This window comes from Baekduia sp. (assembly GCF_035318805.1).
GTDB lineage: Bacteria > Actinomycetota > Thermoleophilia > Solirubrobacterales > Solirubrobacteraceae > Baekduia.
This window is the reverse complement of sequence record NZ_DATHDY010000013.1, coordinates 97,441-118,192: the sequence shown is the minus strand read 5'-3', so window position 1 is coordinate 118,192 and position 20,752 is coordinate 97,441. Positions and strand designations below refer to the sequence as shown.

Here is a 20,752-nt window from a genome sequence, read left to right as displayed (position 1 = left end):
CAGGCACTCTGCCGCCAGCGCGCGCGAACGATCGAGGCCGAACAGCGACGGGTAGGTCGGCTTCTCGGACGCGGCATCCTTGCCCGCAGTCTTGCCGAGCGACGCCGGGTCGCCTTCGACGTCGAGGATGTCGTCGACGATCTGGAAGGCGAGACCGACCTCGCCGGCGTACTTGTCGATCGCCGCGACAAGCGGAGCGTCTGCGCCGGCCATGATGGCGCCGCTGACCGCCGACGCGCGAATCAGCGCGCCGGTCTTGAGCGCGTGCATGGCGCGCAGGCCGTCGGCGTCGAGCGTGATCGGGTGGCGCGGCGCCTGTCCTGCGGCCTGCAGATCAATCGCCTGGCCGCCGACCATGCCGGCCGCGCCCGCGGCTTCGCCGACCATCTCGATCACTTGCAGCTTGCGGCGGTTCAGGTCGGGATCGTCCGACGCCGGCTCGCGCGCGAGCAGCGCGAACGCTTCGGCGTGGAGGCCGTCGCCCGCGAGGATGGCGATGCCGTCGCCGTAGACGACGTGCAGCGTCGGCCGTCCGCGCCGCAGCGTGTCGTCGTCCATCGCCGGCAGGTCGTCGTGGATGAGCGAGTAGGTGTGGATCAGCTCCAGCGCGGCGGCGAGCGGGAGCACGCGCTCGCGATCGAGCCCGACGGCCGTCGCCGTGGCGAGGGCGAGCACCGGGCGGATGCGCTTCCCGCCCGCGAGCAGGCTGTAGCGCATGGCCTCCTCGAGGCCCGCCGTCCGCGGCGCGCGGCTCGGGAAGCGCAACGCCTCCAGATAGGAGTCGACCTGCGTCCGGAGATGGTCCGGATAGGTCACGACCGTGCCGCTCAGAGCAGCGGGTCCTGGCCCGGCATGGGCTCGGCCGCGGCGACGCGGGAGAGGCGGTCGAGCTCCGCGGAGGCCTGGGAGGCCAGCGACGCGGCGTCCTCGACCAGCGTGGCGGCGGCGTCCGGCGAGACGTCTCCTGACCGCAACTGCTCGGCGGTGCGCTCCAGGCGCGTCACGAGCGCGTCGAGCTGGGCGGCGGTGTCGTCGGCGGTCACGGCGACCATTCTGCCAAGCGCGGGGACCGGGGGGCGGCTCAGGCGCCGCCGGCGGCCGCGCGCTGCTCGCGCAGGGCCGCGGCGAGGATGCCGTTGACGAAGCCGGGCGCGTCGGCGCCGCAGTACTCCTTGGCGGTCTCGACGGCCTCGTCGATGGCGCCCTCCGGCGGGATCGGCGTGTCGCTCGGCGCCGCGTCGGGGTGCAGCATCTCCAGGAGCGCGATGCGCATGATCGCCTTCTCCAGCGGCGCGATCCGGTCGACCGACCAGCCCTTGGCGTGGCGCTCGAGGACGGCGTCGAGGTCGGCCGTGTAGTCCGAGGCGGCGTAGGCGAGCGCGCGCGTGAACTCGGTCGCGTCACGCTCGAAGACGTCGTCCAGCTCGCGCGACGTGAGCTCGTGCTGGTAGAGGGCGAACGCGGCGGCGCGGCGCTGGTCGGTACGGCGAGACATCCGCGGCCAGCGTAGCGTCAGGGCGCCACCGGCACCCCGACGCCCAGGGCGCCTCAGGCCCGCGACATGTACTCGCCGGTCTCCGTCTGGACCTTGACGCGGTCGCCGACGTTGACGAACAGCGGGACCTGGATCTCGGCGCCGGTCTCGACCGTGGCGGGCTTGTTGCCGCCGCCCGACGCGGTGTCGCCGCGCACGCCCGGCTCGGTGAACGTGATCTCCAGCTCGACCGAGGACGGCAGCTGGATGTCGGCGGGCTCGTCGTCGATGAACAGCAGGTCGACCGTCTCGTTGGCCTTGGTCCAGCGCAGCTTGTCGGCCAGCGCCGCCTCGGGGATCGCGGTCTGCTCGAACGTCTCGGCGTCCATGAAGTGCGCGTCGGTGCCGTCGCCGTAGAGGAACGTCATCTTGCGGGCCTCGGTGCGGACGGAGCGGAACTTCTCCCCGGCGCGGAAGGTCTTGTCGATGATGTTGCCGTCGCGCACCCGGCGCAGCTTCGTGCGGACGAACGCGGGGCCCTTCCCGGGCTTGACGTGCTGGAACTCGACCACCTTGAAGATCGTTCCGTCGACCTCGATGTGGTTGCCGTTCTTGAGTTGGTTGGTGCTGATCAAGTGGAGCGGGCCTTGGCTTGGGGACGGACGCGTGCGGGCGCCCGGGCGGGTGCGCCGCCTAGATGGTAGGCGCGCGCGGCCGCCGATGGCCGTCCGGCCGGAGCGCGTCGCTGCGACCGGCGTCCTTACACGATCCGAACATGTCCCTGAGAAGACGCTGAGCGCTCCGCGGCACCGTGGCCTCATGACTTCACGACGCCACCCCATCGACGACGCCAACGCCACCGACATCATGGAGGCGAGGCTCGCCCTGCGACAGAGCGAGCGCCGGGCCGAGAGCGGCGCCCGCCGCCTCGCCGATCGCCTGGCCGACGTCGAGCTCCATCAGCGCGAGGCGCGCTTCATGCTCGAGCGCGCGGGGATGCTGACGCGCCGCCCGCGGGGATCGGCGCGGTAGGAGACTGTGTCGCTGTCGCGACTAGGGGTAGGTCGCCAGCTGGACCACGAGCAGGGCCGCGATCGCCGTGGCGGAGAGCACGTGGTCGCGGAAGACGGCCCGGGCCCGCCGGCTGAGGAGGTCCCGGGCGCCGGCGGCGGAGCCGAGGCGGACGGCGTTGGGCAGCGTGTGGGTCGCGGCGAGCAGGATCGCCGCGGCGGCGAGGACCAGTGAGACCCAGGCGGCCCAGGCCGGATCGTCGTCCCGCGCGATCTGCACGACGATCGCGGCGACGGTGGCGAGCATCACGGCGGCGACGAGCCGGTTCATCGGGCGGGCGGCGGTGGTGACCCGCGCGTAATAGCCGCTGATCGACGCGAGGACGTCCTCGGGCAGGTCGCGCTCGCGATGACCGACGACCTGCACGTCGAACATCAGGTCGAACCACAGGACCGCCAGCAGGAACCCCGCTCCGGCGGTCACGAACGCGGTCACGGCCGGGAGTATCCCAAGCGTTCGCCGACCAGTGGCCCACTAACGTCCTCGTCATGGCGAAGCGGGGTGACACGAAGGTCGTCTGGTCGAGCACCGACGGGGACCTGCGCAAGGCGCGGGACCCGACGGTCAAGGCGCGGCTGGAGGGCGGTGGGCGCGTGAAGGTGCGGCGCGAGACCGCCGGGCGCCGCGGCAAGGCCGTCACGACGGTGTCGAACGTCCCGCTCGACGACGACGGGCTGAAGGTGCTCGCCGGCCGGCTGAAGAAGCGCTGCGGCGTCGGCGGCTCGGCCAAGGACGGGATCATCGAGCTGCAGGGCGACCACCGCGACGCCGCCGTCGAGCTGCTGCGGGCCGACGGGTACGACGTCGTGCTGTCGGGCGGCTGAGCCGATCATCTAGCGTCCCGTTCCATGAGCGCCAACGAGAAGCCCACCGTCGAGGTCCCGTCCGACCAGCCGCCGTCCTACCAGCTCGAGCTGGAGGACATCACCGTCGGCGAGGGCGACGAGGCCACGTCCGGCCGCGTCGTCGAAGTGCATTATGTCGGCGTGTCCTGGGCGACCGGCCGGCAGTTCGACGCCTCCTGGGATCGGGGCGACACGTTCAAGTTCGGTCTCGGCAAGGGGCAGGTCATCCCGGGCTGGGACCAAGGCGTGGCCGGGATGAAGGTCGGCGGCCGGCGCCGGATCACGATCCCGCCGGCGCTCGCCTACGGCAAGCGCGGCGCCGGTGGCGTCATCGGTCCCGACGAGACGCTCGTCTTCGTCGTGGACCTCGTCGGCGTCCGCTAGCCAGGACGGTCCCGGGCGTCGAGGGACGACGCAACCGCGATAGTCGCGGTTCAGTCGTCCCTCGACGCCGAGGTGGGCTGCGTCGCGCCCGGCACCTCGGCCAGCCGGCGGTGCAGGCGCTCGCGCAGCGCGTCGGGCGGGAGCTCGACCGCGCTGCGGCGCTTGCGCGCGACCACCACGCCCGTGGCGGCGACGCCCGCCAGCCCGGCGAGCCCGACGAGCTTCCATCGCATCGGCATCGGCCCGTAGGTTAGGGCCGATGCACGGATCGGTCCTGCGCCTCGACGACGCGATCGCCACCGCGGCGACCGGCGACGTGTGGCTCTTCCGCGGCCACTCGTTCGCCGACCGGGCGATCCAGACCGTCACCAACAGCCCGGTCAACCACGTGGGGATGGTCGTGGCGATCGACGATCTCCCGCCGCTGCTGTGGCACGCCGAGCTGGGCCGGTCGCTGCCCGACGTGTGGACCGGCGAGCGCCAGCGCGGCGTGCAGCTGCACCTCCTGGCCGATGCGGTCGCCACGTGGGGGCAGAAGTACGGCCAGCGCGCGTGGGTGCGCCACCTGGAGGGCACGCTGCAGCGCGAGCACGAGGACCGGCTCATGGAGACCATCGACCGGTTCGACGGCCGCCCGTTCCCGACCACGCCGGGCCTCGCACGCCAGTGGCTGACCGGCCGCCTGCGCCGGCGCGACTCGTCGCTGGAGACCGTCTACTGCGCCGAGCTCGTGGCGACCACGTTGCAGCACATGGGCCTGCTGCCCCGGCGCCGCCCCGCCTCCTGGTACGACCCCGGCCGGTTCTGGAGCGGGGACCGCATCGAGCTCGTGCCGCCGTTCGCGCTGGGCGGCGAGATCGCGGTGCGCTGAGCGATGGCCGACGACGACCTCACCGCCTTCGCCGACGCGCTCGTCAACGTGCAGGCGGCCTTCGCCGAGGCGGCGCGTGAGCGCTTGGCGCTCATCCGCGCGCTGGCCGCCGTGGAGGTCTCGCCGGGCGCGACCGCCGCCCAGCAGCAGCTGGTCGCGGCGCTGCTGCGCCGGGAGGCTGCCGACGCCGACGACGCCGCCGCGCCGGCCGACCGCATCCGCCGCTCGGTCGCCGAGGCGCGCGCCGCGCAGGTCGCCCGCGAGCGCCTCGTCGCCGAGACCGAGGTGCAGGAGCTGGCGGGAGCGATCGACGCGACCTGGCGCGCGGCGCTTCACCGCAGCGACGCGCTGGCCGGCTGGCTGCGGGAGCGCACGCCGCCCGCGGTCGCGGCGGCGTTCGCGGGCTACGTCGAGGCGCTGCGCGGCCTGCACGCGCTCGGCGCGACGCCGTCCGAGGCCGAGATCGCGGCGGCGACCGAGGCGTTCGCCGGCGCCGTGCAGCGCCTCGAGCGGGCCGCCGGACCTCCGCCGGCCTGAGCGCCGGCCACCCGATCAGCGGGGGGACAGTCCCCCACCCGATCAGCGGGGGGACAGTCCCCCACCCGATCGGAGGGGGACAGTCCCCCCGGTCCCCCCGGTCAGCGCGAGCGCCGCGGCGTGCCGTCGGTCTGCTCGAAGCGGCGGCGGTCGCGCTTGGTGGGCCGGCCGCCGCGGTCGGTGCCGGCCGCGGCCTCCAGGCGACGCTGGGCGGCGTAGGCCTCGCGGCCCTCCCGGCTCTCGGCGGTCTCGTCGTAGAGCAGCGCGGCCTCCGACGCGGGCCCCCGGCGCTCGGCCGTCCCGCGCACGATCACGGCGATCCGCACCGGCCCGGTCGTCAGCTCCAGCCGGTCGCCGGCCTTGACGTCCTTGCTCGGCTTGATGGCGCGGCCGTTGACGTGGACCCGGCCGCCCTTGACCGCCTCGGCGCCGAGCGAGCGCGTCTTCACCAACCGCGCGGCCCACAGCCATTTGTCCACGCGCACCGGTGCCGAAGCGTCCGCCATGGACGGCATCGTCGCACGAACGCCGCCGGCGGCTGCGAGGATCACGGCGTGCCCGACGACGCCACCATCCTGGAGCTCGACACCCCGCACGGCCTCGCCCGCGCGCACGTGCAGGCGCCACCGGGGCCGCCGGTCGCCGCGCTCGTCCTCGGCCACGGCGCCGGCGGATCGATCACGGCGCCGGACCTGCAGGCCGTCGCCGGGGCCGCCCGGGCCGCCGGCGTCACGACCGTCCTGGTCGAGCAGCCCTACCGCGTCACCGGCCGCCGCTCGGCCGCCCCCGCACGCCAGCTCGACGCGGCGTGGACGGCGGTGATCGCCCAGCTGCGCGACGGCCCGCTCGCCGGGCTCCCGCTGCTGGTCGGCGGCCGGTCCGCGGGCGCGCGCGTGGCGTGCCGCACCGCGGAGCAGGTCGGAGCGGCGGGCGTGCTGTGCCTCGCCTTCCCGCTGCACCCGCCGCGCCGCTCGCCCGAGGCCGAGCAGAAGACGCGGCTACCCGAGCTCGACGCCGTGCGCGTCCCAATACTCGTCGTCCAGGGCGTGACCGACCCGTTCGGCATGCCGCCCCACGGACCGCAGCGCACCGTCGTCGAGGTCGAGGGCAACCACAGCCTCAAGGCCGACGCCGGCGCGGTGGCGTCCGCGGCCGCCGCCTGGCTGGATACCGTCCTGCGATGACCCGACTCCTCGTGCTCGGCGGCACCTCGTTCGTCGGCCGTGCGCTCGTCGAGGACGGCGTGCGCCGCGGCTGGGACGTGACCACGTTCAACCGCGGCCGCCACGCGTGGGCGCATCCCTCGGCCGAGCACCTGCACGGCGACCGTCTCGAGGTCGCCGACCTCGCCCCGCTCGCCGCCCGCGAGTGGGACGTCGTGGCTGACACATGGGCGGGCGCGCCGCGCGCGGCCCGCGACAGCGCCAACGCCCTCGCCGACCGCGCCCAGCGCTACCTGTACGTCTCCAGCGGCTCGGTCTACGCCCCGCCGCCGCCGATCGACGGCGACGAGGACGCACCCACGGTCGACGCGTCGCCCGACGCCGAGTCCACCGACTACGCCGCCGACAAGCGCGGCGCCGAGCTCGCCGTCGAGCAGGCCTTCGGCGACCGGGCGCTGCTCGCCCGCGCCGGCCTCATCCTCGGCCCGCACGAGGACGTGGGACGCCTGCCCGCGTGGCTGCTGCGCCTGGACCGCGGCGGCGAGGTGCTGGCCCCCGGACCGCCCGACCGGCCGCTGCAGCTCATCGACGCGCGCGACCTCGCCGCGTGGATGCTCGACAGCGCCACCGCGGAGCGCTCCGGTCCGTTCAACGTCATCTCGCGCTCGGGCTTCGCGACCATGGGCAGCCTGTTGGAGACCTGTCGCGCCGTCACGCGCTCCAACGCCCAGATCACCTACGTCGACGCCGCGTTCGTCGCCGAGCAGGGCATCGAGCCGTGGAGCGAGCTGCCGATCTGGCTGCCGGCCGACCACGAGTTCGCCGGCATGCTGGCGACCGGCGTGCAGCGCGCCCACGCCGCCGGGCTCCGGAACCGGCCGCTGGCCGACACCGTCCAGGACACATGGGACTGGCTGCTGTCGGTCGACAAGGTCCCGACGCAGCGGCCCGACCTGCCGCCGCACGGGCTCCATCCCGACAAGGAGCGCGCCGCGCTGGCGTCCTGGCACGCGCGCGGCTGACCGGGCGCGGCCGCGCCGACGGCCGCTACCAGGCGGCCGGCTCGTAGTCCTTCAGGAAGCAGCCGTAGAGGTCCTCCCCCGCCTCGCCGCGCACGATCGGGTCGTAGACGCGGGCGGCGCCGTCGACCAGGTCGAGCGGCGCGTGGAAGCCCTCGCCGGCCAGCCGCATCTTCGTCGGGTGCGGGCGCTCGTCGGTGATCCACCCGGTGTCGACGCTCGTCATGAGGATCCCGTCGCCCAGCAGCTCCTGCGCGCTGGTGCGCGTCAGCATGTTCAGCGCCGCCTTGGCCATGTTGGTGTGCGGGTGGCCCGGCCCCTTGTAGCCGCGGGCGAACTGGCCCTCCATCGCCGACACGTTGACCACGTAGGTGCGGCGTGCGGCCGCCGCGGCCAGCGCCGGGCGCAGGCGGCTGACGAGGATGAACGGCGCGGTCGTGTTGCACAGCTGCACCTCGAGCAGCTCCATGGCGTCGACCTCGTCGACCCGCTGGATCCAGCTGTTGGAGTCGTGCAGGTCGGGCACCAGGCCGCCGGCGTCGATGGCGCTGTGCGCGTGGATGCGGTCAAGCGACGCCGACCCGGCGGTGAGCGCCAGCGCCGTGAGCGCCTCGGGCGTCGGGCTCCAGTGAGGCGACGGCGCGTCGGTCAGCGCGGAGCCCACGGGCCGGCCGGCCACCGCGCCGAACGTGAGGACCTCGGGCACCGAGCCGGGCGGCAGCGGCGCCGACTCGGCGGCGACCAGCTGCGCGTAGGCCTGCGCCGAGCGCCGCACGGTCTGCGCGGCGTTGTTGATGAGGATGTCGAGCGGACCCTGCTCGATCACGGAGTCGGCCAGCGCCTCGACCTGCGCGGGGTTGCGCAGGTCGATCCCGACGACGCGCAGGCGGTGCAGCCACTGCGCGCTGTCGGGCATCGCCGTGAAGCGCCGGACGGCGTCGCGCGGGAAGCGCGTGGTGATGGTCGCGTACGCGCCGTCGCGCAGCAGGCGCAAGGCGATGTACATGCCGATCTTGGCCCGGCCGCCGGTGAGCAGCGCGCGGCGGCCGGTCAGGTCGGTCCGCGCGTCGCGGCGGGCGTGGTGGCGCACCGCGCAATCGGGGCACAGCTGGTGGTAGAAGGCGTCGACGCGGTGGTAGCGCTGCTTGCAGACATAGCAGGCGCGCGCCTGGATGAGCGTGCCGGCGCTGGCGCCCGTGACCTGCGACACCAGCGGCAGGCCTTGCGTCTCGTCGTCGATGCGGCCGGGCGCGCCGGTCGCCGTGCGGGCCGTCACCGCCGCGTCGGCGGCCAGTGCGGCGGCGCGCCGCTCGGCCCGCCGGCGCTCCTTGACGGTCTTGAACAGCCCGCCGGTCGCCCGGCGCACGGCCACCGCGTCGGGATGGTCGACGGGCAGCCGCTCGACCTCGGCCAGCACGGCGAGGGCCGCCTCCAGCCGCCCCGGCTCGATGCCGTCCGTCGTCGCCGCGGGTTGTCCGTCGATCACCGTCATCGCGCGCCTCACTGTAGAGCGCCGGTTCGGCGCGGAGACCGTCCACGGACCGGCCACTAGATGGTTGATTCCGTATCGCGGTCAGTATCCGTAGGCGGCGAGGTGGCGTCCGGGCTGGCCGATCTGCTGGTTGTGCCACAGCGCGGCGGACAGGGCGAGCAGTCGCAGACCGACGCGGGCAGCGACGCCGGGCGTGGTTCGTCCGGCGTGGCGTTCGAGGGTCAGTTGGCCTTTGCAGGTCCAGAACACCGATTCGATCCATTGGCGGATCGCGCCCAGCGCGCCGTAGCGGACGGGTTCGTCCTTGCGGTCGGGTCGCACGAAGTTGGCGTTCAGGCTGGCCATGAACGCTTCGAAGTCCTCGCCGGCGAAGCCCTTGTCGGCCAGCACGGTGTAGCCCTGCAGGTCCAGGCCGTAGAGCATCTGTCGGGCGGCGTCGCGTTCGCCGAGGTTGGCCGCGAACAGCTCAAAGCGGATCGGCATGCCGTCCGGGGCGCACAGCAGGTAGAGCCGGTAGCCCCAGAAGTAGCGGCTGTGACTGGCGCAGTAGCCGTAGCCGGTGCTGCCGGCCAGCTCGCTGCGCTTGGCGGTCTCGCGCGATTGCCCGCACGGGACCGGGGTGCTGTCGAGCAGTCGCAGGTTGTCGCAAAACGATGGCGAGACCTGCGCGAGATGGGTGATCGCCGCGGCGATACTCGGCCCGAGTCGCCGCACGCGCTTGTTGTAGCCGGGCTGCTTGGGCAGGTAGGGAAACAGGTGTCCCAGCCGGTAGCCGGCGATCGCCAAAAACTGGCGGTCGTTGGGCAACCCCATCAGCATCTGGCAGACCGCCAGGCAGATCAGCTCGGCGTCGGTGATCTTCGGCGGATGCCCGGGCCCGCGGCGGCGGGGCAGGAAGTCGTCGATCTGCACGTAAAGTGCAGTCGTAAGGGCGTCGAGGGTGGCGTGCACACGGCCTCCAAGGTCGGCGTTGCGTTAGCAGCGCCACCCTTCGACGTCCTTGTTATGTCCCCTGGCCGACCCTTCCCGCCCCAGCCGAATACGGAATCAACCGTCTAGCGTGCGTGGCGTGACCGACCTGCGCTGGGGCATCCTCTCGACCGCCCGGATCAACGATGCCCTGCTCGGCGCCGACGCCGCCCGGTTCGTCGCCGTGGCGTCCCGCACCCAGGGGCGCGCCGACGCCTACGCGCGCGAGAAGGGGATCGCGCGCGCCCACGGCAGCTACGAGGCGCTGCTCGCCGATCCCGAGATCGACGCGGTGTACGTCTCCCTGCCCAACCACCTGCACATGCCGTGGACGGTCCGCGCGCTGCAGGCCGGCAAGCACGTGCTGTGCGAGAAGCCGCTGTCGCGGCGCGCCGCCGAGGTCGAGGAGGCCTTCGACCTCGCCGAGGCGTCGGGCCTGGTCCTCGCCGAGGCGTTCATGTGGCGCCACCACCCGCAGGTCGCCCAAGCGCAGGAGCTGCTGGCCAGCGGCGCGATCGGGCGCCTGGCGCTGATCCGCGCGCGGTTCTCGGGCCCGGTCGCGGAGCCCGGCGATCCGCGGCTCTCGCGCGCGATGGACGGCGGCGCGCTCATGGACGTCGGGTGCTACTGCGTCAGCGGCGCGCGCACGCTGGCCGGCGGCGAGCCCGAGCAGGTGGAGGCGATGCGCATCGCCGGCGGCGAGGACGTCGACGTCGTGCTCACCGGCCTGCTGCGCTTCGAAGGCGACGTGCTGGCCAGCATCGACTGCGGGTTCGCGCTGGCCGCCGAGGACGGCCTGGAGGCCGTGGGCGACGAGGGCGTGCTGCGCCTCACCGACCCCTGGCACGCGCGCGAGCCCGTGATCGAGCTCGAGCGCGCCGGAACGCCGACGCAGCGAATCGCGGTGCCGCACGCCAACCACTACGCCTTGCAGCTGCGCGACTTCGCCGCGGCCGTCGCCGGCGGCCGGGCGCCGCTGGTCGGCCGCGCCGACGCCGTCGGCCAGGCGCGCGCCATCGAGGCGCTGTACGCCGCGGCCGAGGGCGCCGAGACCAGGAGCGTAGATCCCTAACAGGCCGCGGGTTTCGCCCCCTGGGCGAACACCCGCAAGGGAACCTGGCCCCCTGGGCCAGCGTTCCCCTAGCTCGCCAGCGACGCGTCCAGCGTGACCTCCGGGACGCCGGCCAGCGCCCTGCTGACCGGGCAGCCGGCCTTGGCGGCCTCTGCGTGCTCGACGAACGCGGCCTCGTCGATGCCGGGCACCCGGCCGACGGTGGTCAGCGCGATCTTCGTGATCGTCGGCGCCCCGTCGACGATGCGCAACGTCACGATGGCCTCGGTGTCCACCGAGGCCGGCGCGTTGCCGGCCTCGGCGAGCATGTTCGACAGCGCCATCGAGAAGCACGCGGCGTGCGCGGCGCCGATCAGCTGCTCGGGGTTGGCGCCCTCGCCGTCCTCGAAGCGCGACTTGTAGGAATAGTTGCCGGTGATGTCGTCGCCGGCGCGGAACGTGCCGCTGCCGCCCTTGAGGTCGCCCTGCCACTGCGCCGTGCCCTTGGAAGGCATGGATGGATCCTCCTGCGGTCGGAATCGAGGTTCCTGACGCAGGTGCCCGGCGGGGCCGCGGGTCACACGCTCCGCGAGCGGTGGCGCGCCCTCACGCGCCACCGCCCGAAGGTCTAGGGGTGCCGTAGGCGGCCGAGGAGAACGGCTTGAGCACGACCTTGGTGCAGTCGTCGCGCTTGTGCTTGAACATGTCGTAGCCCCTGGGCGCGTCGTCCAGCGACATCCGGTGCGAGATCACGAAGCTCGGGTCGATCTCCCCCTTGCGGATGCGCTTGAGCAGCGGCTTGAGGTAGCGCTGCACGTGGCACTGCCCGGTGCGGATGGTCAGCGAGCGGTTCATCACCGACCCGATCGGGAACTTGTCCATGAGCCCGCCGTAGACGCCGATGATCGACACGGTGCCGCCGTTCTTGCAGGCGATCAGCGCCTCACGCAGGGCATGCGGGCGCTCGGTCTCCATCCGCGTGGCCTGCTTGGCGCGGTCGTAGGCGTGGATCGGCCCGACGTGGTGGTGGGCCTCCATCCCGACGGCGTCGATGCAGGCGTCGGGGCCGCGCCCACCGGTCATCTCGGCCAGCGCCTCCAGGACGTTGACCTTCTCGTAGTCGATCGTCTCGGCCCCGGCCTGCTCGCGGGCCTTCTTGAGGCGGTAGTCGAACCGGTCGATCGCGATGACGCGCTCGGCGCCCAGCATGTACGCGCTGGCGACGGCGAACAGGCCGACCGGTCCCGCCCCCCAGACGGCGATGACGTCGCCGGGCTTGATGTCGCACATCTCGGCGCCCATGTAGCCGGTCGGGAAGATGTCGGAGAGGAACAGCACCGACTCGTCGGGCAGGTCGTCCTCGATCTTGATCGGGCCGACGTCGGCGAACGGCACGCGGGCGTACTCGGCCTGGCCGCCGGCGTAGCCGCCGAGCATGTGCGAGTAGCCGAAGATCCCCGACGGCGAGTGGCCCCACAGCTTCTCGGCCATCGCCGCGTTGGGGTTGGAGTTCTCGCAGACCGAGAACAGCCCGTTCTCGCAGGCCGCGCACGCGCCGCAGGCGATCGGGAACGGGACGACCACGCGGTCGCCGACCGCGAGGTCGCCGACCTCCGGACCGGTCTCGACGACCTCGCCCATGAACTCGTGGCCGAGGATGTCGCCGCGCTTCATCGTCGGCACGTAGCCGTCGTAGAGGTGCAGGTCCGAGCCGCAGATGGCGCTGGAGGTGATTCGCACGATCGCGTCGCGGGCGTTGAGGATCTTCGGGTCCGGGACGTTCTGCACCTCGACCGTGTTGCGGCCGGTCCAGCAGTTGGCCTTCATGATGCGCTCCCGACGAGTGGCTGGGCTGGGCGTTGCCTGACGCGCCGGCGGGCCATCGGGCCGTCCGGGCTGCCCTCGGACCGCACGACCATCCCGGTCTCGAGGATCTGCTTGGCGCGGCGCAGGTCCTCGCGCACCTGCTGGCGTGGCTCCTCGCCTGCGAGTCCGGCGATCAGCACGCCGAGCGCCCCGCCGGGCAGGTCGTACTGCAGGTCGAGGTGGATCTCGGTCCCGCGGCCGCCGGGCGCCGTGACGAACCACACGCTGCCCGAGTTCTCGACGGACGAGCCCTCGCGCGAGCGCCACGACAGATGGTCGTAGGGATGCTCGTCGACGAGCTCGGCGTCCCACTCGACGGTGCGGCCACCGGGCGCCCGGGCGGCCCAGCGGGAGACGCCGCCGCCGCGGTCCTCGACGCTGTCGAGGTGCTCCATGAACGACGGCAGGTTCTCGAAGTCGCGCCAGAACCGGTAGACCTCCTCCTTGGGCCGGCGAACGGTGATCGCCGCGCGGGCGCGCAGCGGGCCGGGCTCGGCGTGCAGCTCGGGGTGGCTGCTCATGCGCATCGCCGCAGCGACGTCGGCGGCGGTGATCGCCAGCACCGCGCCCGTCGCGCCCAGCAGACGGTTGCGGTGCCGCGGCTTGGACCTCAGCGCGGCGAGCAGCAGCCCGAGGTCCATGGCGTCGCCGGCGACCCGTGCCCACAGCCAGCCGGTCGGCCGCGGTTGGCCGAGCTCGAGGATCCCGGCGGCCCCCATCAGCTCGCGCGCCCCGACCAGCAGCGTCCAGCCGCGGGCCTCGGGGTCGTCGCGCACGCCGATGGCCCGGGCGAACCCTCCGGGCGACGCGACCTGCGGGATGCCGAGCCCGAGGCTCGCCCAGCCCAGCGCCCGCGGCAGCGGATCGTTGGGTGGCGGTTGCGTCAGGTTCGGGACGTAGCGTCCGTTGGCGGTTGGCGCGGTCTGCGTGCTCATGCACTCGCGCTGCCCTGACCGCGCCCGCCCCGATGCGCGGGCTCGCCGCCCGCGACGGCGCGCGGACACGCCGCCGCACAGTGCTACTTCTTGGAGCCGAACCGCTCCCGGCGCACCGTCGTCTTCTTGCCCTTGATCGTGCTCGTGCGCAGGGTGGAGACGACGTGGTCGGCCGACCCCTCGGGCACCTCGACCAGCGAGAACCGGTCGGCGATCTCGATCGCCCCGATCTGCCGGCCCGACAGCCCCGACTCGTTGGCGATCGCGCCCACCAGGTCCTGCGGGCGGATGCCCGCGGTGCGCCCAGCGCCGACGAACAGGCGGGTCATGCCCTCGGTCGCCTCGCGAGGCCGGCCGGCGCCACCGCGCGGCGGGCGCTCGCCGCGCGGGCCGCCGGCGCCGCCGCGGGCGCCGGGGCGCTGGTCGTGCGCAGGCGGTGGCGCCACCTGCGGGATCTCGTCCTCGTCGGAGGAGCCGCCGCCCGCCTCGTGGGCGAGCTTGATCGCGGCCAGCGCGATCTCGACGATGTCGTGCTCGTCGCTCAGCGTCTCGACCACGACGCGGTACGGCTCGAGGTCGTCCTCGGTGAGGCTCTCCTGCAGCGCGGCGCGGGTGAGCTCCAGGCGTCGGGCGCGCAGGTCGGCGACCGTCGGGACCTTCTCGATGGCGATCTTCGTGCGCGTGACCCGCTCGATCGTCTTGAGCATGCGGTGCTCGCGCGGCTGGGCGAACGTGATCGCGACTCCCTCGCGCCCGGCGCGGCCGACGCGGCCGATGCGGTGGACGTAGGCCTCGGGCGCGGACGGCACGTCGTAGTTGACGACGTGGGTGAGCGAGTCGACGTCCAGGCCGCGCGCGGCGACGTCGGTCGCCACCAGGAGCTCGGTGGTGCCGGCCTTCAGGCGGGTCAGCACGCGGCTGCGCTGATCCTGGGTCATGCCGCCGTGCAGCGCCTCGGCGCGGTAGCCGCGGCCGTTAAGCGACTCGGTGAGGGAATCGACCTCGGCGCGGGTGCGGCAGAAGACGATCGCGGCGGTCGGCTGCTCGACGTCGAGGATGCGCCCCAGGGCGGCAGGCTTGTGGGCGCGCGGGACGATGTAGGCGCTCTGGCGCACGAGCGGCGCCTCGCCGGCCTCCTGCTGCTCGCGCCCGATCTGGATCTTGACGGGGTCGTTGAGGTGCCGGCCGACCATGCGGTTGATGCGCGGCGGCATCGTCGCGGAGAACAGGACGGTCTGGCGCTCGGGCGGCGTCTCGGCGAGGATCGCCTCGATGTCGTCGGCGAAGCCCATGTCGAGCATCTCGTCGGCCTCGTCGAGGATGACCGTCGTGAGGTGCTCGAGCTTGAGCGTCTTGCGGCCGATGTGGTCCAGCGCGCGGCCCGGCGTGGCGACGACGACATCGACGCCCCGCTCCAGGGCCTTGAGCTGCCGGACGATCGGCTGGCCGCCGTAGATCGGCAGGACGCGCACGCCGAGGTCGCGGCCGTACTTGTGCACCGCCTCGGAGACCTGAGTGGCGAGCTCGCGCGTCGGGACGAGCACGAGCGCGGTGGGGTGCCGGCCGCCGAGCGCGCCGGTGCGCTGCAGGCGCTCGAGCAGCGGCAGCGCGAACGCGGCGGTCTTGCCGGTGCCGGTGGCCGCCTGGCCCAGCAGGTCGCGGCCGTCCAGCAGCGGCGGGATCGCCTCGCGCTGGATCGGCGTGGGCTCCTCGTAGCCGAGGACGGAGAGGACGCCGACCAGCTCGGGCGCGAGCGCCAGGTCGGCGAAGGTGATCGCGTCGTCGGACGGATCGGAGGTCATGCGGTACTCCAATGTTCTGGGATGGATGCTGCGCCAGCCCAGTGCCACTGCGTCCGGACTCGACCCGAGAGGCTAGCGGCGCCTCGCCAAGCGCGGCGCGTGGGCCGCGTGTACGAGCAACATCGACGAGCCGCTGGCGCGGTGATCGCGGCCGCCGACCCGCTATCCAATAGAGCGTGCCCGAATCGCTCATCCGGGAGCCGCCCGCGGCGCCGGTCTCCGACCTGTGCCCCGAGGCGCCCGCCCCTCCGCCGCCCCGCCCGCGCCTCGGCCTGGTCGTCGCCGCGCTGGCGCTGGGCGGCTTTGCGATCGGCACGACCGAGTTCGTCGCGATGGGCCTGCTGCCGCAGATCGCCGGCGGCGTCGGCATCTCGATCCCGACCGCGGGCCACGTCGTCAGCGCCTACGCGATCGGCGTCGTCGTGGGCGCGCCGGTGCTGGCGGGCCTCGGCGCGAAGTTCCCGCGGCGCACGCTGCTCGTCGCGTTGATGGTGGCCTTCGCGGCGGGCAACCTGCTCAGCGCGCTCGCACCGTCCTACCCGCTGCTGGTCGGCGCGCGCTTCCTCGCGGGCCTGCCGCACGGCGCGTACTTCGGCGTCGCCGCGCTGGTCGCCGCCGACATGGCCGGGCCGGAGCGGCGGGCGCGCGCGATCTCGCGCGTGCTGCTGGGGCTGAGCGTCGCCAACGTGCTCGGGGTGCCGGTCGCGACCTGGCTCGGCCAGACGTTCGGGTGGCGCGTCGCGTTCGCCGCCGCGGCGGTGCTCGCCGCGCTGACGGCGATCAGCGTGCGGCGCGTCGTGCCGTGGGCGCCCGCGGACCGCGGCGCGACGCTGCGCCGCGAGCTCACGGCGCTGCGGCGCCCGCAGGTGCTGCTCGCGGTCGCGACCGGCGCCGTGGGCGGCGGCGGGATGTTCGCCGTGTACTCCTACATCAGCCCGATCCTCACGGACCGCTCGGGGCTGGCCCTGGGCGCGGTGCCGATCGCGCTGGCGGTCTGGGGCCTGGGCATGGTGGCCGGCAACCTCGCCGGCGGCCGGCTGATGGACTGGCGCCCGGTGCCCGTCATGTTCGCCGTCTTCCTGCTCATGGCGGCGATGTTCGCGGTGTTCACCGTCACCTCGGCGCACGCCGCGACGGCGCTCGTGACGGTGTTCGTCCTCGGGATGAGCCTGATCCTGCCGACCGGGCTGCAGATGCGGCTGATGAACGTGGCGGGCGAGGCGCAGACGCTCGGCGCCGCGCTGAACCACTCGGCGTTCAACATCGCCAACGCGCTCGGCGCGTGGCTCGGCGGCCTCACGCTCGCCGCCGGCTGGGGCCTGACCGCCCCGATGTGGGTGGCGGTCGGACTGACGCTCAGCGGCATGGCGATCTTCGGCGCGTCGCTGGCGCTCGAGCGCCGCACGGACGCCCGCGGCGCGGCCGCCGCCGCGCTCGCCTAAGTGCCCAGCCGCGCGGCGAGCACGCGCCACACCCGCGCGTCCAGGCCCATCCCGACGTGCGACGTGGGCACCGGGATCTGCTCGGCCGCGGGATCGAGGCACGCGTCGATGCGGACGACCTCGTCCAGCGGCGAGTACACCGCCACGTAGCCGACCGCCGCGGGGAACGGGCCCAGGACGTCCGCGCGCGCCTGCGCGCAGCACGGGCCGTTCGTGCAGCGGCGGCTGAAGAGCCCCGGCACGCCGGCCGTGCCCAGCAGGCCGACCGCCGTCACCGCGAGCCGCGTGCGGGGGTGGATGCCCAGCTGGTCGCGCACCGGCGAGCCGAGCGTCACGAGCATGTCCACCAGGTCGGGTCGCCGCACGGCGAGCGCGCGCCCGAGCGTCCCGCCGCGGCTCTGCCCAACGATCGTCACGGGGCGCCCGGCGCGCTCGGCGATCCCCTCGACCCGCGTCTCCAATCGCGCGACCAGCGGCTCCATGCAGTCGACGTTGGTCGCGATCCCGCTGCGGTAGGTCCGCCAGCCGCCACCGCGCAGCCAGGCGCCCAGCCGGCCCAGGCTCGCGTCGCCGGCCAGGAACCCCGGGACGAGCAGGACCGGGCGTCCGTGGCCCTGCGGCGGCGCCGGCCGCGAGCGCGCGTCGCGCGTCGAGGCCCATTCGCGCGCGACGCGCACCGGCAGCCCGGGCTGCGGGCGCACCAGCGCAGCTCCGAAGCGGACGGCGTCGGCGGGGGCCATGACCGGCAACGGTACCGGCGGTCGCGGTCGCCGGCGGGAGGTCCGGCGCGGGGGCCCGGGAACCGCGCGGCGTCGAGGGACGACTGAACCGCGCTATACGCGGTTGAGTCGTCCCTCGACGCCGCGGGCCGCACACGCTCTCGTTCGTCACTGCCCCCGGATGCGTTCGCCAACCTTCTGCGCCCGCGCGGCACGCCTCCGACGCCGGCTGCCACGCGCCGCCGCCCCCGCCGCCCCCGCCCCTCAGCGCATCGTGATCCGGCGGAACACGTCGCTGGCGACGTCCTGGAGCTCGGTGAGGTCGCGGCCTTCGTCGAGGGTCGTGATGACCAGGTCGCGGAAGCCGCCGGTGATGATCGTGGCGACCTCGAACGGCAGTGGGCGCAGGGCGTCGTCGTGCTCGCGGGCCTCCTCGACGAGCCGCATGGTCTGGCGCGCCCAGCGCTCGTTCATCGCCCGCACGCGGGCCGTACCGTCGGGGCCGACGGAGCCGGCCTCCTCGATGCAGGAGCGCGCGAGCACGGGCTCGGCCGCCAGCGCGCCGAGGTAGGCGGCCATCGCGCGGTCGACGCGGTCGCCGAACGGCCCCTCCCCCGTCGCCGCCTCCGCGATCGTGGTCAGCAGCCCCTCGCTGACGACGTCGAAGAGCGCCAGGAAGCACGCCTCGCGGTCGTCGAAGTGCTGGTAGAACGTCCGGCGCGAGGTCCGCGCGCGCCGCACGACCTCGGCGACCGTGACCGACCGGAAGTCACCGTGCTCGCGGATCGCGTCGGCCATGCCGAGCAGCAGGCGGTCGCGGAAGCCGCCGGGGGTCGCCGGCAGCAGTCCCGCGGCGGGCCCGGGTGTCGCCGCGGCGCTCACGCGGCGGCGGCCACCTCCGGCGCGCGCTCGCGCACGGCGCGACCGTGCACGGTGACGCGCCCGCCCGAGCCCGGGCTCCACGCCACGCCCTTGAACTTCCAGGCCTCGTCAGGCGCGGTCGTCGGCTCCAGCGCGACGCGCTCGAGCATCACCCGCAGCACGACGTCGAGCTCCATGTGCGCGAAGGTCGCGCCGATGCAGCGCCGGATGCCGCCGCCGAACGGTATCCACGAGTACGTCTCGGGCAGCTTCTCGTAGAAGCGGTCCGGGTCGAACCGCTCGGGCTGCTCGAAGAGCTCCGGGTCGTAGTGCGTCAGGCCGGCGCTGAGGCCGATCAGCACGCCCTTGGGCAGGCGGTAGCCACCGAGCTCGAACGGCTTCTGCGTGTGGCGCCCGGCGAACGAGACGACCGGGCGCATGCGCTGCACCTCGCGGATCGTCGCGTCGCGGTAGGCCTTGCGGCCCTCGTCGACCTCGGTCACCAGCCGCGCCAGGACGTCGGGGTTGCGCGTCAGGCGCTCGACCGCCCAGCCCAGCGTGTGCGCCGTGGTCTCGTGGCCGGCGGCGAGCATCGTGACGAGCTGGTCGCGGATCTCGGCGTTGGTCAGCGCGCTGCCGTCCTCGCGGCGCGCCTGGACCATGAGCGCCAGGACGTCGGTGCGCTCGGTCAGCGCGGGGTCGCGCCGGGCGTCTTCGATCAGCTGGTCGAGGATCGCGTCGACCTTGGCGCGCAGCCGCAGGAAGCGGCCCCACGGGCTCAGCGGCCCGAGGTCCTTGTGCAGCTGGGGGAAGCGCGAGAGGTGCTGGCCCTGGTCGGTCCATGGCGGCAGGAGCGCCTCGAGCTCGTGCAGCTGCCGGCCCGACGCGCCGAACACCGCCTGCAGGATCGCCCGCAGCGTGATGCGCTGGAACGTGCTGGTGGTCTCGAACCGGGTGCCGGTCGGCCAGCGCTCGATCTCGTCGACGGCGATCTGCTCGATCATCGACTCGTACACCTTCATCCGCTGGCCCTTGAACGGCGGCAGCAGCAGGCGGCGCTGCTCGAGGTGGTACTCCTCGTCGATCCCCAGCAGCGAGTGGTTGCCCAGCACCTTGCGCAGCGGGCTCTGCGAGCCGGCGTGCAGCGTCTTGGCGTCCGCGGTGAACGTGTGCTTGATCAGCGCCGGGTCGGCCAGGATCACCATCCGGCCCAACCCGAAGATGTTGACCGAGAACATGTTCCCGTAGCGCCGGCGGGCCCGTTCGAGGAACGGCCGCTGGCGGGTCATCATGGCGAGCGTCTGCAACGCCATGGGCATGGTGGGGCCGGGTGGGACCCCGTCGACGATCGTGCTCGTGCTCATGTGATGGTCCTTGTTCACGAGGCCCGACGCAGCAGCGTCTCGAGCCGTTCGATGACGTCGTAGTAGCGGTTGGGGGCGAAGCGCGCCAGGAGGTCGAACAGCACGGCGTCGGACCCGACGCGGATGCGCGGGCGCCGTGCCTCGATGCCCTTGTGGATGATCTTGGCGGCCTTCTCGGGCGTCGTCCGCGCGATGTCGGCGAACGCCGCGGCGGCCGACTCGACGTCGGCGTGCTCGCCGCGGTGGTCGGCGCGGTAGCGGGCGTTGGCCACGATGTTGGTCTTCACGCCGCCGGGATGGACGGTCGCGGCGCGCACGCCGGTGCCCCGCAGCTCCTGGCGCAGCGCCTCGGTGTAGCCGCGCACCGCGAACTTCGAGGCGCAGTACGCGCTCTGGTGCGGGAAGCCGACGAGGCCGAAGACGCTGGAGGTGTTGACGATCACGCCCGAGCGCTGACCCAGCAGCACGGGCAGGAACGCCTGCACGCCGTTGACCACGCCCTTGAAGTTCACGTCGTAGACCCACTCGTCGTCCTCGGGCGAGGCGTCGGCGACGCCCTGCAGGACCGTGACGCCGGCGTTGTTGAACACCAGCCCGATCGGCGCCGGCGCCCAGTCGGTGACCTCGGCGGCGAAGGCCATGAGGCCCTGGCGGTCGCGCACGTCGAGCCTGCGGCTGACGACCGGCCCGCCGATCGACGCGGCGGTCTCCTCCAGCCCGGCCTCGTTCCAGTCGGCCATCGCCACCGGGCAGCCATGGGCGGCCAGCCGGCGGGCGACGGCCTGGCCGATGCCCGACCCGGCGCCGGTGATGACCGCGGTGCGGCCGTTGATGCTGCCGTCGTGATGCTCGGGCGCCGCCTGATCCATCCGGTCCACTCCTGGTCC

At 73.8% G+C, this 20,752-nt stretch carries 26 protein-coding genes; 9 read left to right on the top strand and 17 right to left on the bottom strand.

The features are described 5' to 3' along the window. From VK501_RS02775 to efp, 4 genes are all read right to left on the bottom strand, one after another. The coding region (locus tag VK501_RS02775) for a farnesyl diphosphate synthase (RefSeq protein ID WP_324334412.1) at positions 1–816 on the bottom strand (816 nt) is incomplete at its 3' end. Between the two features lie 11 nt (positions 817–827). Further along, positions 828–1,043: a hypothetical protein gene (locus VK501_RS02770; RefSeq protein WP_324334410.1), complete on the bottom strand. Its 216-nt coding sequence runs from the start codon at positions 1,041–1,043 to the stop codon at positions 828–830. Between the two features lie 38 nt (positions 1,044–1,081). Further along, positions 1,082–1,495, bottom strand: coding sequence for a transcription antitermination protein NusB (locus tag VK501_RS02765; protein ID WP_324334407.1), 414 nt, complete (start codon positions 1,493–1,495; stop codon positions 1,082–1,084). A gap of 53 nt (positions 1,496–1,548) precedes the next feature. Next, positions 1,549–2,109, bottom strand: coding sequence for an elongation factor P (gene efp / locus VK501_RS02760; RefSeq protein WP_324334405.1), 561 nt, complete (start codon positions 2,107–2,109; stop codon positions 1,549–1,551). Positions 2,110–2,293: 184 nt separating this feature from the next. Here efp and VK501_RS02755 point away from each other — a divergent pair, with 184 nt between their 5' ends. After that, positions 2,294–2,506, top strand: coding sequence for a hypothetical protein (locus VK501_RS02755; protein ID WP_324334403.1), 213 nt, complete (start codon positions 2,294–2,296; stop codon positions 2,504–2,506). A gap of 21 nt (positions 2,507–2,527) precedes the next feature. Here the strand turns inward: VK501_RS02755 and VK501_RS02750 are convergent, their stop codons facing one another. Continuing rightward, positions 2,528–2,980 carry a hypothetical protein gene (locus VK501_RS02750; protein ID WP_324334402.1) on the bottom strand — a complete coding sequence of 151 codons (453 nt, stop codon included), beginning with the start codon at positions 2,978–2,980 and terminating at the stop codon, positions 2,528–2,530. A 53-nt stretch (positions 2,981–3,033) separates the two neighbouring features. On the opposite strand from VK501_RS02750, the gene VK501_RS02745 reads away from it, so the two are divergent. Together VK501_RS02745 and VK501_RS02740 are read left to right on the top strand one after the other, a co-directional pair. Further along, a complete protein-coding gene (locus VK501_RS02745) occupies positions 3,034–3,369 on the top strand; it encodes a stress response translation initiation inhibitor YciH (RefSeq protein ID WP_324334400.1) in 336 nt (111 codons plus the stop codon). Positions 3,370–3,393: 24 nt separating this feature from the next. Continuing rightward, the gene (locus tag VK501_RS02740; protein ID WP_324334397.1) at positions 3,394–3,774 is read left to right on the top strand and encodes an FKBP-type peptidyl-prolyl cis-trans isomerase; all 381 of its coding nucleotides are present in this window, start codon (positions 3,394–3,396) and stop codon (positions 3,772–3,774) included. Positions 3,775–3,824: 50 nt separating this feature from the next. Here the strand turns inward: VK501_RS02740 and VK501_RS02735 are convergent, their stop codons facing one another. Next, positions 3,825–4,013: a hypothetical protein gene (locus tag VK501_RS02735; protein ID WP_324334396.1), complete on the bottom strand. Its 189-nt coding sequence runs from the start codon at positions 4,011–4,013 to the stop codon at positions 3,825–3,827. A gap of 20 nt (positions 4,014–4,033) precedes the next feature. On the opposite strand from VK501_RS02735, the gene VK501_RS02730 reads away from it, so the two are divergent. After that, positions 4,034–4,645 carry a hypothetical protein gene (locus VK501_RS02730; protein WP_324334394.1) on the top strand — a complete coding sequence of 204 codons (612 nt, stop codon included), beginning with the start codon at positions 4,034–4,036 and terminating at the stop codon, positions 4,643–4,645. Positions 4,646–4,648: 3 nt separating this feature from the next. Then, the gene (locus VK501_RS02725; protein ID WP_324334392.1) at positions 4,649–5,182 is read left to right on the top strand and encodes a hypothetical protein; all 534 of its coding nucleotides are present in this window, start codon (positions 4,649–4,651) and stop codon (positions 5,180–5,182) included. Between the two features lie 101 nt (positions 5,183–5,283). On the opposite strand, the gene VK501_RS02720 is transcribed toward VK501_RS02725, so the two are convergent. Further along, positions 5,284–5,688 (bottom strand): RNA-binding S4 domain-containing protein, encoded by a 405-nt coding sequence (locus tag VK501_RS02720; protein WP_324334390.1) that lies wholly within the window; start codon positions 5,686–5,688, stop codon positions 5,284–5,286. Positions 5,689–5,736: 48 nt separating this feature from the next. Between VK501_RS02720 and VK501_RS02715 the strand changes: the two genes are divergently transcribed. Beyond that, complete coding sequence (locus VK501_RS02715) at positions 5,737–6,366, top strand: alpha/beta family hydrolase (RefSeq protein WP_324334388.1); 630 nt, start codon at positions 5,737–5,739, stop codon at positions 6,364–6,366. After that, positions 6,363–7,367 carry an NAD-dependent epimerase/dehydratase family protein gene (locus VK501_RS02710; protein WP_324334386.1) on the top strand — a complete coding sequence of 335 codons (1,005 nt, stop codon included), beginning with the start codon at positions 6,363–6,365 and terminating at the stop codon, positions 7,365–7,367. Before VK501_RS02715 ends, VK501_RS02710 begins: the two co-directional genes overlap by 4 nt. A gap of 25 nt (positions 7,368–7,392) precedes the next feature. Here VK501_RS02710 and VK501_RS02705 read toward each other — a convergent pair whose 3' ends face one another. Together VK501_RS02705 and VK501_RS02700 are read right to left on the bottom strand one after the other, a co-directional pair. Next, the gene (locus VK501_RS02705; protein WP_324334384.1) at positions 7,393–8,856 is read right to left on the bottom strand and encodes an SDR family NAD(P)-dependent oxidoreductase; all 1,464 of its coding nucleotides are present in this window, start codon (positions 8,854–8,856) and stop codon (positions 7,393–7,395) included. A gap of 81 nt (positions 8,857–8,937) precedes the next feature. After that, entirely contained in the window at positions 8,938–9,807 is an 870-nt protein-coding gene (locus VK501_RS02700; RefSeq protein ID WP_324334382.1) for an IS982 family transposase, read from the bottom strand. Between the two features lie 118 nt (positions 9,808–9,925). On the opposite strand from VK501_RS02700, the gene VK501_RS02695 reads away from it, so the two are divergent. Beyond that, positions 9,926–10,897 carry a Gfo/Idh/MocA family oxidoreductase gene (locus tag VK501_RS02695; protein WP_324334380.1) on the top strand — a complete coding sequence of 324 codons (972 nt, stop codon included), beginning with the start codon at positions 9,926–9,928 and terminating at the stop codon, positions 10,895–10,897. A gap of 68 nt (positions 10,898–10,965) precedes the next feature. Here the strand turns inward: VK501_RS02695 and VK501_RS02690 are convergent, their stop codons facing one another. The 4 genes from VK501_RS02690 to VK501_RS02675 form a co-directional block, all read right to left on the bottom strand. Beyond that, positions 10,966–11,391 (bottom strand): OsmC family protein, encoded by a 426-nt coding sequence (locus tag VK501_RS02690; protein ID WP_324334378.1) that lies wholly within the window; start codon positions 11,389–11,391, stop codon positions 10,966–10,968. 91 nt (positions 11,392–11,482) lie between these two features. Next, positions 11,483–12,703 carry a zinc-dependent alcohol dehydrogenase gene (locus tag VK501_RS02685; protein ID WP_324334376.1) on the bottom strand — a complete coding sequence of 407 codons (1,221 nt, stop codon included), beginning with the start codon at positions 12,701–12,703 and terminating at the stop codon, positions 11,483–11,485. Next, the gene (locus tag VK501_RS02680) at positions 12,700–13,677 is read right to left on the bottom strand and encodes an SRPBCC family protein (protein WP_324334374.1); all 978 of its coding nucleotides are present in this window, start codon (positions 13,675–13,677) and stop codon (positions 12,700–12,702) included. The genes VK501_RS02685 and VK501_RS02680 overlap by 4 nt, the downstream gene beginning before the upstream one ends. A gap of 83 nt (positions 13,678–13,760) precedes the next feature. After that, a complete protein-coding gene (locus VK501_RS02675) occupies positions 13,761–15,479 on the bottom strand; it encodes a DEAD/DEAH box helicase (protein WP_324334372.1) in 1,719 nt (572 codons plus the stop codon). A 176-nt stretch (positions 15,480–15,655) separates the two neighbouring features. Here VK501_RS02675 and VK501_RS02670 point away from each other — a divergent pair, with 176 nt between their 5' ends. After that, positions 15,656–16,921, top strand: a complete 1,266-nt coding sequence (locus tag VK501_RS02670) for an MFS transporter (protein ID WP_324334370.1) — start codon at positions 15,656–15,658, stop codon at positions 16,919–16,921. On the opposite strand, the gene VK501_RS02665 is transcribed toward VK501_RS02670, so the two are convergent. From VK501_RS02665 to VK501_RS02650, 4 genes are all read right to left on the bottom strand, one after another. Next, entirely contained in the window at positions 16,918–17,661 is a 744-nt protein-coding gene (locus VK501_RS02665) for a hypothetical protein (RefSeq protein ID WP_324334368.1), read from the bottom strand. The genes VK501_RS02670 and VK501_RS02665 overlap by 4 nt on opposite strands. A 243-nt stretch (positions 17,662–17,904) precedes the next feature. Continuing rightward, the gene (locus VK501_RS02660; protein WP_324334367.1) at positions 17,905–18,522 is read right to left on the bottom strand and encodes a TetR/AcrR family transcriptional regulator; all 618 of its coding nucleotides are present in this window, start codon (positions 18,520–18,522) and stop codon (positions 17,905–17,907) included. Next, positions 18,519–19,865 (bottom strand): cytochrome P450, encoded by a 1,347-nt coding sequence (locus VK501_RS02655; protein WP_324334365.1) that lies wholly within the window; start codon positions 19,863–19,865, stop codon positions 18,519–18,521. Before VK501_RS02655 ends, VK501_RS02660 begins: the two co-directional genes overlap by 4 nt. 14 nt (positions 19,866–19,879) lie before the next feature. Then, on the bottom strand, positions 19,880–20,734 hold the full coding sequence (locus VK501_RS02650) for an SDR family oxidoreductase (RefSeq protein WP_324334363.1): 855 nt from the start codon (positions 20,732–20,734) through the stop codon (positions 19,880–19,882). Positions 20,735–20,752 lie beyond the last annotated feature (18 nt).

Excerpts from the sequence above, each read along its gene's own strand:
- VK501_RS02705 (WP_324334384.1), bottom strand. The coding sequence starts at position 8,856 with ATGACGGTGATCGACGGACAACCCGCGGCGACGACGGACGGCATCGAG.
- VK501_RS02690 (WP_324334378.1), bottom strand. The coding sequence starts at position 11,391 with ATGCCTTCCAAGGGCACGGCGCAGTGGCAGGGCGACCTCAAGGGCGGC.
- VK501_RS02755 (WP_324334403.1), top strand. The coding sequence starts at position 2,294 with ATGACTTCACGACGCCACCCCATCGACGACGCCAACGCCACCGACATC.
- VK501_RS02685 (WP_324334376.1), bottom strand. The coding sequence starts at position 12,703 with ATGAAGGCCAACTGCTGGACCGGCCGCAACACGGTCGAGGTGCAGAAC.
- VK501_RS02735 (WP_324334396.1), bottom strand. The coding sequence starts at position 4,013 with ATGCCGATGCGATGGAAGCTCGTCGGGCTCGCCGGGCTGGCGGGCGTC.
- VK501_RS02680 (WP_324334374.1), bottom strand. The coding sequence starts at position 13,677 with ATGAGCACGCAGACCGCGCCAACCGCCAACGGACGCTACGTCCCGAAC.
- VK501_RS02665 (WP_324334368.1), bottom strand. The coding sequence starts at position 17,661 with ATGGCCCCCGCCGACGCCGTCCGCTTCGGAGCTGCGCTGGTGCGCCCG.
- VK501_RS02655 (WP_324334365.1), bottom strand. The coding sequence starts at position 19,865 with ATGAGCACGAGCACGATCGTCGACGGGGTCCCACCCGGCCCCACCATG.
- VK501_RS02725 (WP_324334392.1), top strand. The coding sequence starts at position 4,649 with ATGGCCGACGACGACCTCACCGCCTTCGCCGACGCGCTCGTCAACGTG.
- VK501_RS02675 (WP_324334372.1), bottom strand. The coding sequence starts at position 15,479 with ATGACCTCCGATCCGTCCGACGACGCGATCACCTTCGCCGACCTGGCG.
- VK501_RS02745 (WP_324334400.1), top strand. The coding sequence starts at position 3,034 with ATGGCGAAGCGGGGTGACACGAAGGTCGTCTGGTCGAGCACCGACGGG.
- VK501_RS02650 (WP_324334363.1), bottom strand. The coding sequence starts at position 20,734 with ATGGATCAGGCGGCGCCCGAGCATCACGACGGCAGCATCAACGGCCGC.
- VK501_RS02765 (WP_324334407.1), bottom strand. The coding sequence starts at position 1,495 with ATGTCTCGCCGTACCGACCAGCGCCGCGCCGCCGCGTTCGCCCTCTAC.
- VK501_RS02730 (WP_324334394.1), top strand. The coding sequence starts at position 4,034 with ATGCACGGATCGGTCCTGCGCCTCGACGACGCGATCGCCACCGCGGCG.
- VK501_RS02740 (WP_324334397.1), top strand. The coding sequence starts at position 3,394 with ATGAGCGCCAACGAGAAGCCCACCGTCGAGGTCCCGTCCGACCAGCCG.
- VK501_RS02720 (WP_324334390.1), bottom strand. The coding sequence starts at position 5,688 with ATGGCGGACGCTTCGGCACCGGTGCGCGTGGACAAATGGCTGTGGGCC.
- VK501_RS02710 (WP_324334386.1), top strand. The coding sequence starts at position 6,363 with ATGACCCGACTCCTCGTGCTCGGCGGCACCTCGTTCGTCGGCCGTGCG.